This is a genomic window from Fimbriimonadaceae bacterium (assembly GCA_019638775.1).
GTDB lineage: Bacteria > Armatimonadota > Fimbriimonadia > Fimbriimonadales > Fimbriimonadaceae > JAHBTD01.
The window spans coordinates 124,157-140,723 of sequence record JAHBTD010000001.1; the positions used below are offsets into that span (position 1 = coordinate 124,157).

Sequence of the window (16,567 nt, forward strand, 5' to 3'; positions counted from 1 at the left end):
TCTCACACACAACGAAGCGACACCCAAATCTATAATCGTTAAAAGATCTGAAGTGCCGCCCGTTTTGCCCTATATGTGCAGAGATTAGTATTCCTATTCTTACGCAACCATCCCAAAAATGCAACCCCAACTTCACAATGGGCCAAGAATCAGTCGAAGATTTAACAAAGCGGTCTTCGGGGCCACCAACTTGCAGATAGGTCAACAACTCTCAGGGAGAGTTGTCCACAGGGAGGCTCCATTCCAAGAGGTCGTGAGTTTCAGATTCGCCACAAGGCTCGAATCCCGCTCGGAGATAAAACTCCTTGGCGCGCGGGTTGACCTTTAACACACTGAGTCGAATCGGGGCGCTCGACTCTTGAGCTTGTTTCATCAGTCTTTCGATAACCCAAGCTCCTATGCCCTGCGATTGGCAATCGGGATGAATAAACATCTGATGAAGCTTGATACAGGAGCATTCGATGGTCGTTGAGTAGTAGCCGACGTCGGCAGAGGCCCTCGAAACGAGAAAGAAGTCCTGCTCCGCAAACCGGCGCAGATGAAGCTTCCACTGCTCCTCTTCGTCCCAACCCCAGACTTGCTCGATGTATTCCTTGAACGCTGCCTTTTTCAACTCGTAGACGAGTCTGGCCTCGTGGTCACCGACCTGTCGCACAGAAATACCGATGTCGCTATGCATCCAACCTCATGTGAAGCCCTTCGATAGGCTGTCCAGATTCATCCACAAACCCCTCCGCTTGATCCGCGACCACAAACCCGCACTTCTCCAAGACTCTGACAGACGCGGTGTTCTTCTTTGCGGTTCTTGCATACACTGGGCGCTCGTCAATCAGAAGAAGAAGAAACTCTTTCAGCGCCGCCGTGGCGATTCCTTTCCCCCAATATTCTCTCCCGAGCCAATAACCCACCTCACGAACACCGATGCGGTTGAAAGAGACAGTGAACCCGGCTACTTCATCGCCCACTGTGATCGTCCGTACGATCACGGTGGAATCGGACATAACCTTGCTCCAGTGATCGAAAAATGCTCTCTCATCGCGCGGCTGGATCCCCGTCATCAGAAACACTTCTGGGGCTGCCTGTTGCTTAAAGAAGACTGCGATATCTTCTGGCGAGACGTCACGAAGGTTGAATTCGGGCGACATGAGAGCTTGGATGAACTTTAGCCGATCAGCGGCACGGCTTGATAGCTGCCCCGGTCAGGAACGATCGCGCAAGCAAGCGCAGGAGCATCTTCAGCGCGCAAGGAACCCCTTCCCTATCTCATCGCCCTCCTCCAACCAATAGCTCGCTTCGCCTGAATAGTGCGCCTGCCCGCCCACCCGGACGCGCACCGCATCGAACGAACCTTCACCCGTCTCTTCCACCACTGTTCCTTCAAAGACCGCTCCCGTGATGCTGGAGAAAAGAGCTGTCTCATTCAGCCTGGCCTGACCCTTGGCGAAGCGGGCCGCCATCCGCGCGGTCACACCCGACCCGGTGGGGCTGCGGTCCACTTCGGCGTCGGCAAAGACGCAGATGTTGCAGGAGGTCGCGTCGGGGGAGTCGATCCCGTCGGTGAGGATGCTGCCGTAGAGGAAAGCCAGATCGTCGTGCTCGGGGTGGCTCAGCTTTACCGCCTTCCTCACTTCGGAAGACACGGCCAAAGCCGCATCCACCAAAGCCCGCACGGGAGATTTGCCCGGCTCCAGCCCAAACTGCCGCGCATCGGCAAGCGCATAGAACGCACCGCCGTAGGCTACATCACACACGATCTCGCCATAGCCAGGGACCTCCACCCGCACATCCGCCGAGTGCAGAAACGCCTTCACACTGTCGAAGGAGACTTTGCCGGACTTGCCGCCCGTCACCTCGACATAGGCCTTCACCAGCCCGCAGGGGCACTCGATCCCCACCTCCGTGACCGGCTCGACGGCTTTGACCAGGCCATAGTCCACCGCGTACCGCCCCAGCGCGATGACGGCATGCCCGCACATGGTGCTGTAGCCCTCGTTGTGGATGAAGAGGACGGCAAGATCGGCGCCGGGAAGGGTGGGCTCGACCAGCAGTGCGCCGTACATGTCGAAGTGTCCGCGCGGCTCAAACATGAGGAATCGGCGCAGGTGGTCGAGGTTCTCCCGGGCGTAGCGTCGCTTGTCCAGGATGGTGCTGCCGGGGATGGGGGGATAGCCGCTCTTGACGATGCGCAGGGGCTCGCCTCCGGTGTGCATGTCGAGGACGTCGATTCGGGGGTAGGGCATGAGTGTAGGGAAGCATACACGGTGCAGGCATCCGTAGTATGGTCAGACATTGAGGACAATGTCCCTCCAGCGCATGGCGTAGGTTTGCGCGTTCACCTGCCTCAAGATTCGCAATCTGGAGGCTTGGCTGCTGGGCATAGATGAAGCCTCCAGACGAAGCGTCTGGAGGCAGTGAAACGGACGTCCCCCACCCCAACCCCTCCCCCATTCCGGCAAGCCGGAACGAGGGAGGGGCTTTCTCTTACGACTCCTGCATGAACGGATACCGGTAGTCGGTCGGAGGCACGAAGGTCTCCTTGATCGTTCTTGCGCTGAGCCATCGGTAGAGGTTCAGCTGCGAGCCTGCCTTGTCGTTCGTTCCCGACGCCCGCGCCCCGCCGAACGGCTGCTGCCCCACGACTGCGCCGGTCGGCTTGTCGTTGATATAGAAGTTGCCAGCGGCGTGGCGAAGCTTGCTCACCGCCAGTTCCACGGCGTAGCGGTCTTGGGAGAGGATTGCTCCGGTGAGCGCATAGGGCGAGGTCGTGTTCACCAGGTCCAGCGTCTCTTCGTACTTGTCCGCGTCGTACACGTAGATCGTGAGCACCGGCCCGAAGATCTCTTCGCACATGGTGCGGTAGTGCGGGTCAAGGGCTTCGATGATCGTCGGCTCGATGAACCAGCCCTTCGACTTGTCGTATCCCCCGCCGACCAAGATCATCTGACCGTCGGCCTTGGCCTTGTCGATATAGGCGGCGATCTTGTCGAAGCTGCGCTCGTCGATCACGGCATTGACGAAGTTCGTGAAGTCCTCGACCGAGCCCATCTTGAAGCTCTTCACGCCCTCGACCAGCTTGGCCTTGATCTCGGCGGCGAGGTTGGAGGGGAGATAGGCGCGGGAGGCTGCGCTGCACTTCTGGCCCTGATACTCGAATGCGCCGCGCAGGAGGGCAGTGACCACCGAGTCCACGTCCGCACTCTTGTGAACCATCACAAAGTCCTTGCCGCCCGTCTCGCCGACGATGCGCGGGTAGGTGCGGTACTTGCCCATGTTTTCGCCGATGGTCTTCCACATCTGGTTGAAGACTCCGGTGGAGCCGGTGAAGTGGACACCGGCGAAGTCGGGATGGTTGAAGCAGACGTCGCCGACCGTCGGGCCGTCGATGAAGATGAGATTGATGACGCCGTCGGGCAGACCGGCCTCCCGGAAGACCTTCATCAGCATCTGTGCGCTGAAGACCTGGGTATTCGCTGGCTTCCAAATCACCGTGTTGCCACACATCGCCGCCGAAGTTGGCAGGTTCCCGGCGATGGCGGTGAAATTAAACGGCGTGACGGCGAGTACGAATCCCTCCAGCGCCCGAAACTCCATCCGGTTGTGGACTCCTGGGCTGCCGATCGGCTGCTGGGCGTAAATCTCGCTGAGGAAGTGGACGTTAAAACGAAGGAAGTCGATGATCTCGCAAGCCGCGTCGATCTCGGCCTGAAAAGCATTCTTGCTCTGGCCCAGCATCGTTGCGGCGTTGATATACGGGCGGTATCTGGTGGCAAGGAGGTCGGCGGCCTTCAGGAAGATGTTGGCCCGGTTCTCCCAGCTCATGTTTTCCCACGCTGGCTTTGCGGCAAGCGCGGCGTCGATGGCTTCCTGCACGTGGCTCGCGTTGCCCATATGAAAATGTCCTAGGGTGTGGGCGATCTCGTGGGGCGGGCGGATGGCGATCATCTTGGAGGTGCGCACCTCTTTGCCGCCGATGATCATGGGGATGTCGGCTTCTTGCGATTTCAGCTCGCTGAGCGCCACTTTCAAGGCTCCCTTCTCTTTGGATCCAGGCGCGTAATTCAGGACGGGCTCGTTGACAGGCATCGGATAGTGAAAATCGCCGAACTTCATAGGTCCAAGTTTACCGGGGAGGAATCCGAGCCGCTGGGGTATGTTGGCCTGCCGGAGATCGTTGCGAGTGTCTTATTGGCTATGCTTGCGGTGTGGAGAAGTTCCAGTTCGAATATGAGCTTCTTGATGGAGGCTGGTCAAAAGCACGGATTAGCAATGGTGAGCAAACGGCAGAGATGACCGTTACCTGCTTGAGTCAGCCACTCAAGGAGATGGTTACCCTTGCTTGCTTTCTGCTCTCGTCGGATGAAGAAGGGGCATCCATTGAGCACAGAATCAATCGAGAAATCGCCTTCGCAGACGAACCCGGTGGCTACATTCTCAACGTTCTGGAAGACGAGGAGTCCGTGGAGCTTCCTTGGGATAAACCCGAAGGGTGGCCAGAGGTCGAAGAGCGCCCGCCGATCATGTACGAAGTCTGGAAATACGACTCAGATTCGATTTGGCCGGGTCAGGCCCATGAAGTTCGTACCTTACTCTTTGTTGGCGAGTGCACGATCGAGGAGTTTGCTCAGGCAGTCCATACTGTCCTGGAAGGACTCATCTTGAAACACGGCTTTGCGGGATACGAGTCACGGTGGATGGCCAAGTTCCCTTTGACAGAGTTCGCCCAGCTTTCAGCGATGATTGGACGTACCGACCTGGCGATTTCACTGACCGACCTGACGCCTTGGGAAGATTCAGGCGAGACAAGGTTTGAGGACAGTGACTTAACTTCGTAGCTTTCTGAAAGAACTGGCGTGTCTGTTAAATTAGGAGCCAAGCGACACGCTCGTCAGTCAGGGCGCGAAGGCAACTCCTCAAAAATGTTTGTGCCGGCCCCCTCGCGTGACTGCCATTCAAAATGCTCGATGATGCGCACTCGCCCGTCTTCGCCCCTCGATACTTCGCATGTCGATACCCCGCCGTCAAGACGTCCGTCGGTGTCGAGCTGGCAATACCGAAAGCAGAGCTCGTCTGCTTTGAGCTCTCCGACGAGGTAGCCCTGTCGGACTCTGCCGCCAGAGTAATGCGCTGAAACGGTCGAACCCTCTTGTGTGAACTGGAAAGTCGTGTCTGCGTTCACCACGCCGTTGTCGGCGGTTGAGACCACCTGCATCCGTAAACCATCGAGCGAAAAAGGTTCCTTCATCGAATGCTCCAATGTGAGAATGGCATGATCGCCCGCCCATGGAGGACATACCTGAGTTACGCTTGTCATGACCCGATAGGTTTCTCTCCATACTTCACGGTCATCTTCTTAGTTTGCTCAGATTGACGATGTAAAGCCCATAAGTCCTATTTAATTGCGGTTGCAATTATATTACGTCTAAGTGTTCGGTAATCTCACTTTCCTGACGTAGGAAAGAAAACCATGAGTCAAAAGAAAATCATCGCCGTCATCGGCGCGACCGGAGCCCAGGGGGGAAATCTCATCCGCGCCATTCTCGAAGACCCGAACAGCGAGTTCGCCGTTCGCGCCATCACCCGCAACGCAGACTCGGAAAAGGCTAAGGCCCTTGCCGCGCAGGGCGTCGAGGTCGTGGAGGCGGACATGAACGACGTCGCCAGCCTGACCAAAGCCTTTGAAGGCGCGTACGGCGCCTACTGCGTCACCTCATTCTGGGAGCATTTCGACCCCAACCTCGAAATGTCGCAGGCCAAGAACATGGCCCAAGCCGCCAAAGCGACCGGACTTCAACACGTCATCTGGTCAACCCTCGAAGACGTCCGCAAGTGGGTGCCGCTCGAGAGCGACCAACTGCCGACCCTGAACGGTAACTACAAGGTGCCGCACTTCGACGCCAAGGGTGAAGCCGACCACTTCTTCACCGACGCCGGTGTGCCGACCACCTTCTACATGGTCGCATTCTATTGGGACAACATGATCCACTTCGGCTCCGGTCCTCAGCGCGGGCCAGACGGAAAGCTGATGATCACCTTTCCGATGGGGGACAAGAAGCTGCCCGGCATCAGCATTGAGGATATCGGTCGCTGCGCTTACGGCATTTTTAAGCGTGGAGGCGAGTACATCGGCAAGCGCGTGGGCGTTGCCGGAGAGCAGCTCACCGGAGAAGAGATGGCCGCTGCGCTTTCGGAGACCTTGGGCGAGCCGGTTGGCTATTGGGCAGTCGAGCCGGAGACGTACCGGAACTTCGGATTCCCAGGCGCAGCCGATCTTGGCAACATGTTCCAGTTCCACCGCGACTTCAACGACTACTTCTTGACCGCCCGCGACCATGTGATCGCCCGCGAGCTCAACCCTCAGCTGAAAACGCTTAAGGAGTGGCTGGCGGAAAACGGCAGCAAGATCCCAGTTCCCGCAGCGGTAGGTTAAACGAACCTCTGTCGTAAACGAGGTATCCCTGGATGCGGGTTACCGTCATCCAGGGATTCTGCTGTCTGTGCCTAGTTAACGGATGGAACTGGTAAATCAGCTTCTATCCTGCGAAGAGAAACCTCTTCCGCACAACAGACGCAAAGTCGTCAAATGCTCGCAACGTGTACTGTTGCCTGATCTGGCTTAGCGTTCTTTGCTTCTTGGCACGCTCTGCGAGAAACTCACCCACACCAGTCACGACCTCAATTCACGGGCATCCAAACATACGTTCGATTCGATGGCCAGGGAAGTAATCCCAAGAAAACATCTAGGACTTTCTATTTCATTTCGTATTTTATCGAAATGTATGGTATATTCATTTCGATGATTGACGAAACGACGAGTCAGGCGAAGGCCTTGAAAGCGCTCGGAGACCCCACCCGACTGCGCATCATCCAGTTTCTTGGATGTTGCCCACAGTGTAACGTGATCGACGAAGACGGATCGTGCGGACCCACCGCAAGCGAAGTCTGCTGCACGATCACCGGGGCGGAGAAAATCAACTCCACGATCTCGCACCACCTGCATGAGTTGAAGGGTGCAGGCCTCATCGAGATCGAACGCAAGGGCAAAAGCATGATATGCACCCTCAACAAAGAGGCCCTCGCCCAGCTCGGGCAGTTCGTAATTTCCCTATCGAAAGGAGAGAACCCATGTCTATAACAAAAACCCATCTGTCATTGAATGTAAAGGACGTCGAAAAGTCGGCGCATTGGTACGAAGTGTTCTTCGGGGTACCGACGCACAAACGCCGACCCGGCTATGCCAACTTCGACCTCGATCAACCCGCCCTCAAGCTAGCGCTCCAGCAAATCGACGCTGGAACCGGGGGGCCGCTCAACCACCTCGGCATACTGGTGCCGAACACAGAAGAGGTCCTTGCCGCAAAAACGCGTCTTGAAGAGGCTGGTCTGATTACCTTCTCCGAAGAGAATGTGACGTGTTGCTACGCCAAGCAAGACAAGATCTGGGTGCGCGACCCCGACGGCAATGCTTGGGAGGTCTATGCCCTGCTCGACGATATGCAGGACGACGACCACGACGATCACGCCCATGGCGAAGTGGACGCCAGCCAGTGTTGCCAAACGCAGAGCTTCGGTGACTGCGAATGTCAAGCCGAGAAGCCAGCAGCTGCAGAAACCTGCTGCGCCAAGTAACCCTCCGCAGAGATGAATCCCCTCTTCTTAGACGGGAGAGGGGCAAGTCCTAAGAGCCCGATTTATCTGGACGGAGAGGGTGGCAATAGCCTCAAGTTCCGAAGGAAATCCCCTCTCCCTTGATGGGAGAGGGGCAAGGGGAGAGGGTGACGAAAACTTCAAAGTGCCCAAGCCCCGCAAGCCTTGTATGAGGCTCAGCAACTCCGCAGATGCCAAGTCGGTGCAAGCTGAGAATCAGCGCAGTGCAGAAAACCGCTCCGACTCCACCATCCCCAAAAATGCTAGCCTAATCCGTCAATGGACCACGACCCAACCCAGCACGTTCACCGACGATTCAACCCCCTCCTGAACGAGTGGGTGCTCGTCTCTCCGCACCGAACACAAAGGCCCTGGCAAGGACAAACAGAGCCGACTGCGGAAGAGAATCGACCCACACACGCCCCAGACTGCTACCTTTGCCCAGGCAACGAACGCGCGGGTGGACACCAGAACCCCAACTACACAGAAACATACGTTTTCACCAACGACTTCCAGGCGATCCTGCCCGAATCTCCCGACTTCCAAACCTCGGATCCGCTTTTCCGCGCCGAGTCCGTAAAGGGCACGTGCCGCGTGATCTGCTTTTCTCCGCGCCACGATTTGACTTTGGCGGAGATGTCGGAAGCCGAAATCGGCAAGGTCATCCACACTTGGATCGAGCAAAGCACAGAACTCGCCAAGCTATACACCTGGGTTCAAATTTTTGAGAACAAAGGCGCGGCGATGGGATGCTCAAACCCACATCCGCATGGACAGATCTGGTGCAGCAACGCGTTGCCAAGCCTTGCTGCGCGCGAAGACAGCGCTCAGCAGACCTACTTCTCCAGTAATGGAAAGCCGCTCTTGCTCGATTACGTCGAGCAAGAGCTCCAAAAAGCTGAACGCATCGTCGATGTCAATGCGCACTGGGCCCTGATCGTGCCGTATTGGGCGACGTGGCCGTTCGAGATGCTGCTTGTTCCTCGTCGGCACGTCCATCGGCTGCACGATTTAACACAGGCTGAGCAAAGCAGCCTTTCCCAAATCTTGAAACTCGGGCTCACCCGCTACGACAATCTCTTTCAGACCAGCTTCCCGTATTCGATGGGCTGGCATGGAGCGCCAAATACTGATCAAGTCAATAAACACTGGCAGCTCCACGCCCACTTCTATCCGCCATTGTTGCGGTCCGCAACCGTGCGAAAGTTCATGGTTGGATATGAGCTTCTCGCCGAAGCCCAACGGGATTTGACGCCCGAGCAAGCGGCGGCTAGACTGCGCGAGCAGACTACCGCCCACTGCCGAGCATGAGCGCGCAACGGACTTTAAGCTTAAACTTCGCCGACGCCCTTAAACCACGGATCATCGGGCAAACGATGCGTCCATTCCGCGCCGCTCGAAAGAGCATGCATGCTCAGGTACATCAGGCCGATTCCTGCCGCGCCCTGCATCAAGCCAGTTTGAGCGAGGTGACCCTGGTCCAGCGTTTCCCCGTCCGTCCAGCTCCATCGACGCCCCTTGGCATCCACAGTCGCCTTCGCGTCGATCGCAGCTATGTGCGACTTTGCATATTCTAAATAGACCTGTTTCTTAGTTTCGCGATACATATCCATAAAGAACATCGCAATTCCCGCATTGCCGCAACAATCCCAGTTCTTGCTCTTCAAGCCGCTTTCACTATGCTTATCGCAACTGCTATTCATAACAGCCCTTGCACATCGTCCCGCCTCTTTCATCCACCCGTTCTTGGGTTGGATCTGATGAAGCTTTGCAAAGAGTCTTGCTATGCCAATCGTTCCGTGGCTTCTCCCCGTATAAATAACGAGCGAATCAATCGGATGCCCAGCAAACACGCGACAGTTTGCATTTGACCAATCGCCTATACTGCCAAGATATTCAACACCCTTGAGAGCAGCTTTAAGATACTCAGGCCTGCCCGGCCAAAGCTCAAAGGCACGAGCCAACGCATAAGATGCCGCAATAGTGCCATGCGAATAATTCGACAAATTGAGTGTCATATCTTCAAGCGCGGCCCACTTCCAGCCCGTTCCTGACTTATCCGCTCGACGAATCAGTTCATCGGCGGCTAACTTGCCAATCGTTGAAGATACTTTCAGATTAGTCGAAGTCGCGGAGGGCCAAAGAGACTTACTGGTAGACTCACCGGGCCAAGCCACGCAAAGTCCGGCAAGGCCAGAAAAGAGGTCGTTCTCCGGTCCAAATCGTTCGTCAGCAGGAAGCTTCGACCAGACACTCCCATAGTGCTCCAGGACAGGTCGTGCTAAGGGTCGCCCAGGCTTATTGACCTTGAAGGATGCCCTGTTCAGGTTCTCCCTCAAAAGCAAGTCAAGCAGACCCGCGCTGCCCGAGTAGAGTCCAGCAGGCGAGTCGTCGCTTAGGTCTTGCACCGATCCGGCCAGATGCCGCACAACTCCTTCGCGATCCTTTTCAATCCGTGGCGATGGCGCAGCATCGTTCAATGCCCGTAAAAAATACAGAACACCGGCAGTACCCGAATAGAGACTAGTTTCAGGATAATCAATGCTGTGAGCGAGATTGTATCGCACCTGTCCATCAGGTTCCTCTATACGCATCGTCGAAAGCCATTTATGAACTTCTTGGGCTTTCTTCAAAGAGTCGTCATTAGCCTTTTGCGGACGCTCCGCAAGCAGGCTCGCAGGCAGACTCAAAGCTGTAATACCGACGGCACCTGCCTTGAGCAGATCCCGCCGGGTCGGGGGCTTGTTCGGTATGATCATCTATTGTGTTAATCGGCACAAAAATCACAATAGTTCACACAAAATACTTAGCATCAATCGAATACCATGCAATTTTGACAGATAGTTTAGTATTAAACGATTTTGTTTCTCATCGGATAAAGGACTTCCCTTCTACTCAGAGAAATACGAGGCTCCCACTATCTTTGCCAGGGTAAAGGGCAATCACGGCGCCCCATCTAAATACGGGGCTGCCTCAACGCTTTTGACAATCGAGAGCCCCAAATATGTTGCTCTGAATCATTCAGGGATTGTCGTGCAGCACTCCTTGCAAACCCGAAAACAATTCACGAATAATGAGTCATGATCGTCCCAACCTGGCGTATCGTCGCCCTCAGCGCCGTCATCCTGCTCATCCCTGCGGGCATCGTTCTGGCCCAAGACCCAAACGCCCCGGCTAACACGGCACCCCAAGGTCAAACCGCCAAGCGCGCCATCAAGAGCCCCGACGACCTCAAAGATTGGCAAAGCCTCGCCGGAGGCACCATTTCGTCAGACGGGCGTTGGGTGGCTTACGGCATCGGTCACTACGAGGGCGATCCAAAAGGCATCATTCGCAGCTCCGACGGCCCAGAAAAGTGGGAGATTCCTTACACCACCCGCATCGTTTTCTCCGACGACTCCAAATGGGCGGCTTACTCCATCGGCGTCTCCAAAGCCGACTCCGAAAAGATGGCTGCTCAGAAACAACCCGTCAGAATGAAGCTAGGCTTGCGCAGCTTGCCCGAGGGTAAAGAGCAGACCGTTGAGAACGTACGATCATTCCAATTCTTAAAGGGCAGCAAGTTTCTGCTCATCTCGCGCTACCCCGGCCAGGGCAAGAACCCACCAAGCGCCGACCTTCAGGTGATGAACCTTGCCAACGGCACAACGCTGACCATCGGCAATGTCATGGGCTTTAGGCTAAATAAAGAGGAAACCCTCATCGCCCTAAACATCGAATCCGACAGCGGCGAGCACGGCATGCAGCTCTTCAACCCCGCCTCTGGAACGCTGCAAACGTTGCAATGGGGGAAAGACGATGTTGGCCCCGCCATCTGGGCAAGGAAGGCGGACACGCTTGGCTTTTTGGTCGGGACTCCGAATCCGAAGAAAGAAGGAGCCGCAAATCGCGTCGTCGTCTATAGCGGAGTGGGAAGCGATCCCAAGAAGACAGAGTACGACCCAGCCAAGGATGATAAGTTTCCCAAAGAGATGCGAATCGCCGAATCCGGCGGGCTGCGCATCAGCGAGGACGGTACCAAGTTCTGGTTTGGCATCAAAGACTGGCCCGACAAGAAGACCCCCGATGGCAAGAAACCCGAAGACAAACCGGGCGTCGATATCTGGCATTACAAGGACGTCGACGTCCAGCCGCTGCAGCAAAGCCTCGCCGGACAGGCACAATCCAAAACACTGCGCAGCACTTGGAACGTATCCAACGGCGAGTTCAAGCAACTCGAAACCGACGAACTGATCTCAGTGAATCCCATCGGAGACGGACGCTTTGCAATCATCACCGATCCAAAGCCTTACCGAAGCGCCGTAAAGCCGGGTGGCCTCACCTACGCCGACTACTACGTTTGGGACTTGCAGGATGGCACAAAGACCAAGATCGTCGAAAAGCGCCAGTTCGGAGTCTCTCCTTCACGCAAGGGCAATTACGTCATGTACTACCAGCAGAAAAACTGGTGGCTCTACGACTGCGCGGCAAAGAAATCCACGAACGTAACCCGCAACATCAAGACCCGATGGGATGACGTGGATTACGACGGCCCCCAGCAGGAAACGCCCGCCGCAGCCGGCGTGATGTGGATGGAGGGTGAAGCCGCGTTCATCTTCGACAAGTTCGACACTTATCTCGTAGAGCCCACGATGGCCGAGGCACGTCGAATCACCGAGGGGGCAGCCGAAAACCTGACTCTCCGCCCGACCGATGTTGGGTGGCACGAAGATGGAATTCGGCTTGCCGACCCTATCTATTTCCGAGTGTTCGACAACAACACGATGAAGGCAGGCCTGTACCGTAGAGAGACCGACGGAACCGGCAAAATGCTGACCTACGATGGCGTTCAGTACGGTCTCATCCAAAAGTCGAAAGACACCGATAGGATCATCTTCTCGATGGAATCGGATCAAAAGACCGCCGATCTCTACCTCACAAACGCCACATTCGACGCCGCCAAGCCGATGAGCCGACTCAATCCACAACAGTCGCAGTTCTTCTGGCCCAAGCAAGAGCTGATCAGCTTCACCACAAAGTCGGGCTGGAAGCTCCACGGCATCCTCACCTACCCGGCGGATTACGATCCCAAGCGTCAGTATCCGATGATCACTTACATCTACGAGAAGCTCTCAGACGGGATGTACAACTACGAGTCTCCAAGCGACACAAACCCCTACAGCGCCCAAATGTTCGCGCAAAAGGGGTACTTCGTGCTGAGGCCCGACATCACTTACCGCACCAACGATCCCGGTCTCTCTGCACTGGAGTGCATCGAAACCGCCGTTCAAACGGTACTCAAGAAAAACGTCGGTGTAGACCCACGCAATCTGGGCTTGACAGGGCACAGTTGGGGCGGCTACCAAACGACCTTCGTTCACACCAAGTCGAAGCTATTCAAAGCCGCCGCCGCCGGAGCTCCCCTCACGGAGTTGGTGAGCATGTCGAACAGCTTCTACTGGAACTGGGGCGAGACCAATCAGGTCATCTTTGAAAGCTCGCAAGGGCGATTCAACAAGCCCTGGTACGACATCCCCGATGCGTACACCCGCAACTCGGCGATGTGGAACGCCAAGACCATCAACGGCCCGTTCATGATGCTGTTTGGCACTTCTGATGGTGCGGTGGACTGGCACCAAGGGCAGTACTACTACAACACCCTCCGACGCATGGGCAAAGAGGTCATCATGGTCGTCTACGAAGGAGAAAACCACTTCCCTGCGAAAAAGGCGAACGTGCTGGACTTCACTTACCGTGTGCGGCATTTCTTCGACGTTAACCTTCAAGGCGCGAAAGCGGACCCGTGGGTGACCGAAGGTGTGCCGTTCATCAAGAAGCCGTAGCCAAAGCTCATCCGACCACCCGCGATGCGACCCTCTGCAAAAGCAGAGGGTCGCATTTCAATCAGGGACCATCTCCAACAAATCCTCGGAAGCCTCCAGGCCAAATACCAGCTAAACTAATCTGCCGTGCACGAGCAAGCTGCCAAGACCTCCCTGCCGCCCGTCGTCGCCAAGATGGGATGGATCAGCTTCTTTGCCGACGTAGCCTCGGAGATGGCCTATCCGGTGCTCCCCCTATTCCTGACCGGCGTTCTCAAGGCCCCCGTTCCGATCCTTGGACTCGTGGAAGGTTTGGCAGAGGCTCTGGTCAGTTTTATGAAGGGATGGTCAGGATGGCGCTCCGACGTGAAAGGGCAGCGCGTCCCCTACATTCAGTGGGGTTACGGCCTCAGCGCCGTCGGAAAACCCCTTCTTGGGCTGGCAACGATCTGGCCTCTTGTCCTGTTTGCCCGACTGCTCGACCGCTTTGGCAAAGGACTGCGCACAAGCGCTCGCGACGCTTACTTAGCGGATTCGGTAGACGCGTCCCAGTACGGACGAGCGTTCGGCTTTCACCGTGCCATGGATACTGCAGGTGCGTTTGTCGGGGTGGCAATTGCTCTGCTCCTGCTTTCACTCGTACCCGGAAACTACCGCCTAATCTTCTTGCTCGCCATCATTCCTGGTGCCATCTCCGTAGCAATAACACTCACGCTCAAAGACCGCGCAAAGCCCACAACCAAAAAAGAGGCAGAAGCCAACGTCGATGAGGAGCCAAAACCCCGAATCAGTCTCAAAGAGCTGCCCACGAGCTACTGGAAAGCGCTCGCCATCACGCTTGTCTTTCGGCTGGCGAACTCCAGCGACACCTTCTTGCTCCTCTTCTCCTCGTTGTACTGGGGGTTCACCCCATTCCAAACCGTTCTCGCCTACGCCTTCTACAACGTGACCTATGCACTCACCTCCTACCCATTCGGAGTCTTGAGCGACAGGATCGGACGCTGGCGCGTGATCGCGGCAGGATGGCTCCTCTATGCGGGCGTGTATCTGGGATTTGCCATCATGGGCAACGGTTGGGCATGGATGCTATGGGCGCTCTACGGCATCTACACCGGAATGACCCAAGGCGCAGGCAAAGCGCTCGTCGCCGACAACGCACCAAAGCAGATGAAGGGCACCGCGATGGGCTTCTTCGAAATGCTTGGAGGGTTGGCGACCCTACTCGGCAATGCGCTCACTGGCCTGCTTTGGTACTCGGTTTCTCCTGGCGCAGCCCTCAAAGCTTGTGCTGGCCTGGCGCTGCTATCGGCGGTTGGAGTTCCGTTTGTGGTTGGCAAGAAGAAAGCCAGCTGACCACAGGTACACTCCAGCCTCCGCATGCACATTGCGCTTGGCCTCGATTGTGGCGGCTCGTCTTGCCGAGCGATGGCTCAAAACGAGTCGGACGAAGTTGTATTTCAGGGACAGTCCGGCCCCGCAAACATTGCCACAACTCCACCCGCCAAACTGCGAGCCAGTCTTGAAAAGGCGCTTGCCGGTTGCCCCACACCCGATACCGTCTGCGGCTGCTTTGCCGGACTGCTCACCGCCAAGGATCGTCAACAAGCCATCAAAACCCTGCGAGAGATCTTCCCTGCTGCAACCATTCGCGCCGAGCCCGATTACTACGCAGCCCTCATGGCTTGTGTGCCAGGCACCGACATCTGCGTCATCGCCGGAACCGGGTCACTCATATGTTCACGTCACAACGACACGGTGGTCAAATCGGGCGGAAAGGGATACTTGCTCGGCGATTGGGGTTCGGCCTACCGATACGGCAAAGCCGCGCTTGAGCATTACCTAGAGCGCCCCGATCAGGCCAGTGCAGCCCTTGTTGCCGCGATCGAAGACCGCTTCCAATCTCGCGAACAGAACGAGATCATAGCCCGTCTTTATCGCGGGGGTGCCCCTGCACCGGCGTTGGCAAAACTCGTCGATGCTTTCGTCAAGGATGCGCGTGCAGGCGAAGCCTACGCAACCCAGGAATTGAAGACACAGACAAAACGCCTCGTAGAAGCGGTAAAACAACATAAAGACCAATACCTTCAGGGACAAGAGCGGATTCTTGTCTGCCTGAGCGGAGGACTTTGGGATGCTTCAGGCATCTTCCGCGAAGCATTTGACGTAGAGTGCCAAAGGTCAATGCCCGACATTATTATCGAGACCCAACGCATCCAGCGCGCCCCCGTTTACGGAGCCATCGCGCTTGCAAAAGAGATATGAGTACCGAAGGAAGAAACCCACGTTCGTACGGCCTGGACAAAATGTCGGCCCAAGAAATCATCCGGCTGATGAACGAAGAGGAGTACTCGGTATTAAGGGCGCTCCAAGCTGTTGAAGAACTGATCGCCATCGTCTCGCAAAAGGCAGCCAACACCTTCATGGCAGGAGGCACTGTCGTCTATGTTGGCGCCGGAACCAGCGGGCGCATCGCCACTACCGACGCTGCCGAAATGCCACCCACCTTCGGGGTCGATCCTAACCGCTTTGTCGCGGTCGTTGCCGGTGGCCCCATCGTGGCAGGAGGCTACACGCAGGAGGATGCCGAGGATGACGAGCACGCCGCCATCGATGCCCTGAACGCGCTCAGCTTAACCCGCGAAAGCATCGTCATCGGCCTGGCTGCATCTGGCAAAACCGCGTTCACACTTGCCGCTGTGCGGCATGCCCAACAAAAGGGTATCTGGACTTGCGGCATCGCGAACAACGCCAATGGCCCGTTGCTCCAGCTCGCCGATCTTGGCATTTTCCTGGACACCGGTCCCGAAATTCTGACGGGATCAACCCGATTGAAAGCGGGCACGTCTCAAAAGCTCATCCTAAACCGAATCAGCACGGCGGCGATGGTGCTAAGCGGCAAGGTCGTAGAAAACCTAATGGTGGACGTCAAGGCAAAGAACGAGAAACTGCGCGAGCGCTGCGTGCGCATCGTTCGAGAGCTTGCGCCGGTCACAGCGGATGAAGCCGACGCCCTCCTCGCCGCCAACGACTGGAACGTCCGGCGAGTGCTTGAGATTGTGCGAAGCAACGTCCAGGCAGGGACGTAAGGCGCTTCCGATTGTTCTCATCACTCCTCCCTGTAT

At 56.5% G+C, this 16,567-nt stretch carries 15 protein-coding genes; 9 read left to right on the forward strand and 6 right to left on the reverse strand.

The window, feature by feature from the left end; all coding sequences use genetic code 11:
- Positions 1-211: 211 nt before the first annotated feature.
- The 4 genes from KF784_00480 to pruA all read right to left on the reverse strand — a co-directional run bounded on the left by KF784_00480 (position 212) and on the right by pruA (position 4,110).
- Positions 212-679 carry a GNAT family N-acetyltransferase gene (locus KF784_00480; protein MBX3117511.1) on the reverse strand — a complete coding sequence of 156 codons (468 nt, stop codon included), beginning with the start codon at positions 677-679 and terminating at the stop codon, positions 212-214.
- The gene (locus KF784_00485; protein ID MBX3117512.1) at positions 672-1,145 is read right to left on the reverse strand and encodes a GNAT family N-acetyltransferase; all 474 of its coding nucleotides are present in this window, start codon (positions 1,143-1,145) and stop codon (positions 672-674) included. The genes KF784_00480 and KF784_00485 overlap by 8 nt, the downstream gene beginning before the upstream one ends.
- A 90-nt stretch (positions 1,146-1,235) precedes the next feature.
- Positions 1,236-2,240: a proline racemase family protein gene (locus KF784_00490; protein ID MBX3117513.1), complete on the reverse strand. Its 1,005-nt coding sequence runs from the start codon at positions 2,238-2,240 to the stop codon at positions 1,236-1,238.
- 241 nt (positions 2,241-2,481) lie between these two features.
- Positions 2,482-4,110: an L-glutamate gamma-semialdehyde dehydrogenase gene (gene pruA, locus KF784_00495; GenBank protein MBX3117514.1), complete on the reverse strand. Its 1,629-nt coding sequence runs from the start codon at positions 4,108-4,110 to the stop codon at positions 2,482-2,484.
- A gap of 92 nt (positions 4,111-4,202) precedes the next feature.
- Between pruA and KF784_00500 the strand changes: the two genes are divergently transcribed.
- On the forward strand, positions 4,203-4,832 hold the full coding sequence (locus KF784_00500; protein ID MBX3117515.1) for a hypothetical protein: 630 nt from the start codon (positions 4,203-4,205) through the stop codon (positions 4,830-4,832).
- Positions 4,833-4,885: 53 nt separating this feature from the next.
- On the opposite strand, the gene KF784_00505 is transcribed toward KF784_00500, so the two are convergent.
- Positions 4,886-5,242 (reverse strand): hypothetical protein, encoded by a 357-nt coding sequence (locus KF784_00505; GenBank protein ID MBX3117516.1) that lies wholly within the window; start codon positions 5,240-5,242, stop codon positions 4,886-4,888.
- A gap of 222 nt (positions 5,243-5,464) precedes the next feature.
- Here KF784_00505 and KF784_00510 point away from each other — a divergent pair, with 222 nt between their 5' ends.
- The 4 genes from KF784_00510 to KF784_00525 all read left to right on the forward strand — a co-directional run bounded on the left by KF784_00510 (position 5,465) and on the right by KF784_00525 (position 8,955).
- Complete coding sequence (locus KF784_00510; protein MBX3117517.1) at positions 5,465-6,427, forward strand: NmrA/HSCARG family protein; 963 nt, start codon at positions 5,465-5,467, stop codon at positions 6,425-6,427.
- Positions 6,428-6,793: 366 nt separating this feature from the next.
- Positions 6,794-7,132, forward strand: coding sequence for a helix-turn-helix transcriptional regulator (locus tag KF784_00515; GenBank protein MBX3117518.1), 339 nt, complete (start codon positions 6,794-6,796; stop codon positions 7,130-7,132).
- Positions 7,123-7,626, forward strand: a complete 504-nt coding sequence (locus KF784_00520) for a VOC family protein (protein MBX3117519.1) — start codon at positions 7,123-7,125, stop codon at positions 7,624-7,626. The genes KF784_00515 and KF784_00520 overlap by 10 nt, the downstream gene beginning before the upstream one ends.
- Before the next feature lie 297 nt (positions 7,627-7,923).
- Positions 7,924-8,955 carry a UDP-glucose--hexose-1-phosphate uridylyltransferase gene (locus tag KF784_00525; protein MBX3117520.1) on the forward strand — a complete coding sequence of 344 codons (1,032 nt, stop codon included), beginning with the start codon at positions 7,924-7,926 and terminating at the stop codon, positions 8,953-8,955.
- A gap of 20 nt (positions 8,956-8,975) precedes the next feature.
- On the opposite strand, the gene KF784_00530 is transcribed toward KF784_00525, so the two are convergent.
- The gene (locus tag KF784_00530) at positions 8,976-10,403 is read right to left on the reverse strand and encodes a hypothetical protein (protein ID MBX3117521.1); all 1,428 of its coding nucleotides are present in this window, start codon (positions 10,401-10,403) and stop codon (positions 8,976-8,978) included.
- Positions 10,404-10,724: 321 nt separating this feature from the next.
- On the opposite strand from KF784_00530, the gene KF784_00535 reads away from it, so the two are divergent.
- The 4 genes from KF784_00535 (at position 10,725) to KF784_00550 (ending at position 16,531) form a co-directional block, all read left to right on the forward strand.
- Positions 10,725-13,466 carry a prolyl oligopeptidase family serine peptidase gene (locus KF784_00535; GenBank protein ID MBX3117522.1) on the forward strand — a complete coding sequence of 914 codons (2,742 nt, stop codon included), beginning with the start codon at positions 10,725-10,727 and terminating at the stop codon, positions 13,464-13,466.
- 126 nt (positions 13,467-13,592) lie between these two features.
- Positions 13,593-14,798, forward strand: a complete 1,206-nt coding sequence (locus KF784_00540; GenBank protein MBX3117523.1) for an MFS transporter — start codon at positions 13,593-13,595, stop codon at positions 14,796-14,798.
- A gap of 24 nt (positions 14,799-14,822) precedes the next feature.
- A complete protein-coding gene (locus KF784_00545; GenBank protein ID MBX3117524.1) occupies positions 14,823-15,707 on the forward strand; it encodes a hypothetical protein in 885 nt (294 codons plus the stop codon).
- On the forward strand, positions 15,704-16,531 hold the full coding sequence (locus tag KF784_00550; protein MBX3117525.1) for an N-acetylmuramic acid 6-phosphate etherase: 828 nt from the start codon (positions 15,704-15,706) through the stop codon (positions 16,529-16,531). The genes KF784_00545 and KF784_00550 overlap by 4 nt, the downstream gene beginning before the upstream one ends.
- The last annotated feature ends 36 nt before the right edge of the window (positions 16,532-16,567 follow it).

What these genes read in the sequence shown, in the direction of transcription:
- KF784_00515 (MBX3117518.1), top strand. Translation starts at nt 6,794, where the DNA reads ATGATTGACGAAACGACGAGTCAGGCGAAGGCCTTGAAAGCGCTCGGA.
- KF784_00520 (MBX3117519.1), top strand. Translation starts at nt 7,123, where the DNA reads ATGTCTATAACAAAAACCCATCTGTCATTGAATGTAAAGGACGTCGAA.
- KF784_00545 (MBX3117524.1), top strand. Translation starts at nt 14,823, where the DNA reads ATGCACATTGCGCTTGGCCTCGATTGTGGCGGCTCGTCTTGCCGAGCG.
- KF784_00480 (MBX3117511.1), bottom strand. Translation starts at nt 679, where the DNA reads ATGCATAGCGACATCGGTATTTCTGTGCGACAGGTCGGTGACCACGAG.
- KF784_00550 (MBX3117525.1), top strand. Translation starts at nt 15,704, where the DNA reads ATGAGTACCGAAGGAAGAAACCCACGTTCGTACGGCCTGGACAAAATG.
- KF784_00535 (MBX3117522.1), top strand. Translation starts at nt 10,725, where the DNA reads ATGATCGTCCCAACCTGGCGTATCGTCGCCCTCAGCGCCGTCATCCTG.
- KF784_00505 (MBX3117516.1), bottom strand. Translation starts at nt 5,242, where the DNA reads ATGAAGGAACCTTTTTCGCTCGATGGTTTACGGATGCAGGTGGTCTCA.
- KF784_00510 (MBX3117517.1), top strand. Translation starts at nt 5,465, where the DNA reads ATGAGTCAAAAGAAAATCATCGCCGTCATCGGCGCGACCGGAGCCCAG.
- KF784_00490 (MBX3117513.1), bottom strand. Translation starts at nt 2,240, where the DNA reads ATGCCCTACCCCCGAATCGACGTCCTCGACATGCACACCGGAGGCGAG.
- KF784_00530 (MBX3117521.1), bottom strand. Translation starts at nt 10,403, where the DNA reads ATGATCATACCGAACAAGCCCCCGACCCGGCGGGATCTGCTCAAGGCA.
- pruA (MBX3117514.1), bottom strand. Translation starts at nt 4,110, where the DNA reads ATGAAGTTCGGCGATTTTCACTATCCGATGCCTGTCAACGAGCCCGTC.
- KF784_00525 (MBX3117520.1), top strand. Translation starts at nt 7,924, where the DNA reads ATGGACCACGACCCAACCCAGCACGTTCACCGACGATTCAACCCCCTC.
- KF784_00485 (MBX3117512.1), bottom strand. Translation starts at nt 1,145, where the DNA reads ATGTCGCCCGAATTCAACCTTCGTGACGTCTCGCCAGAAGATATCGCA.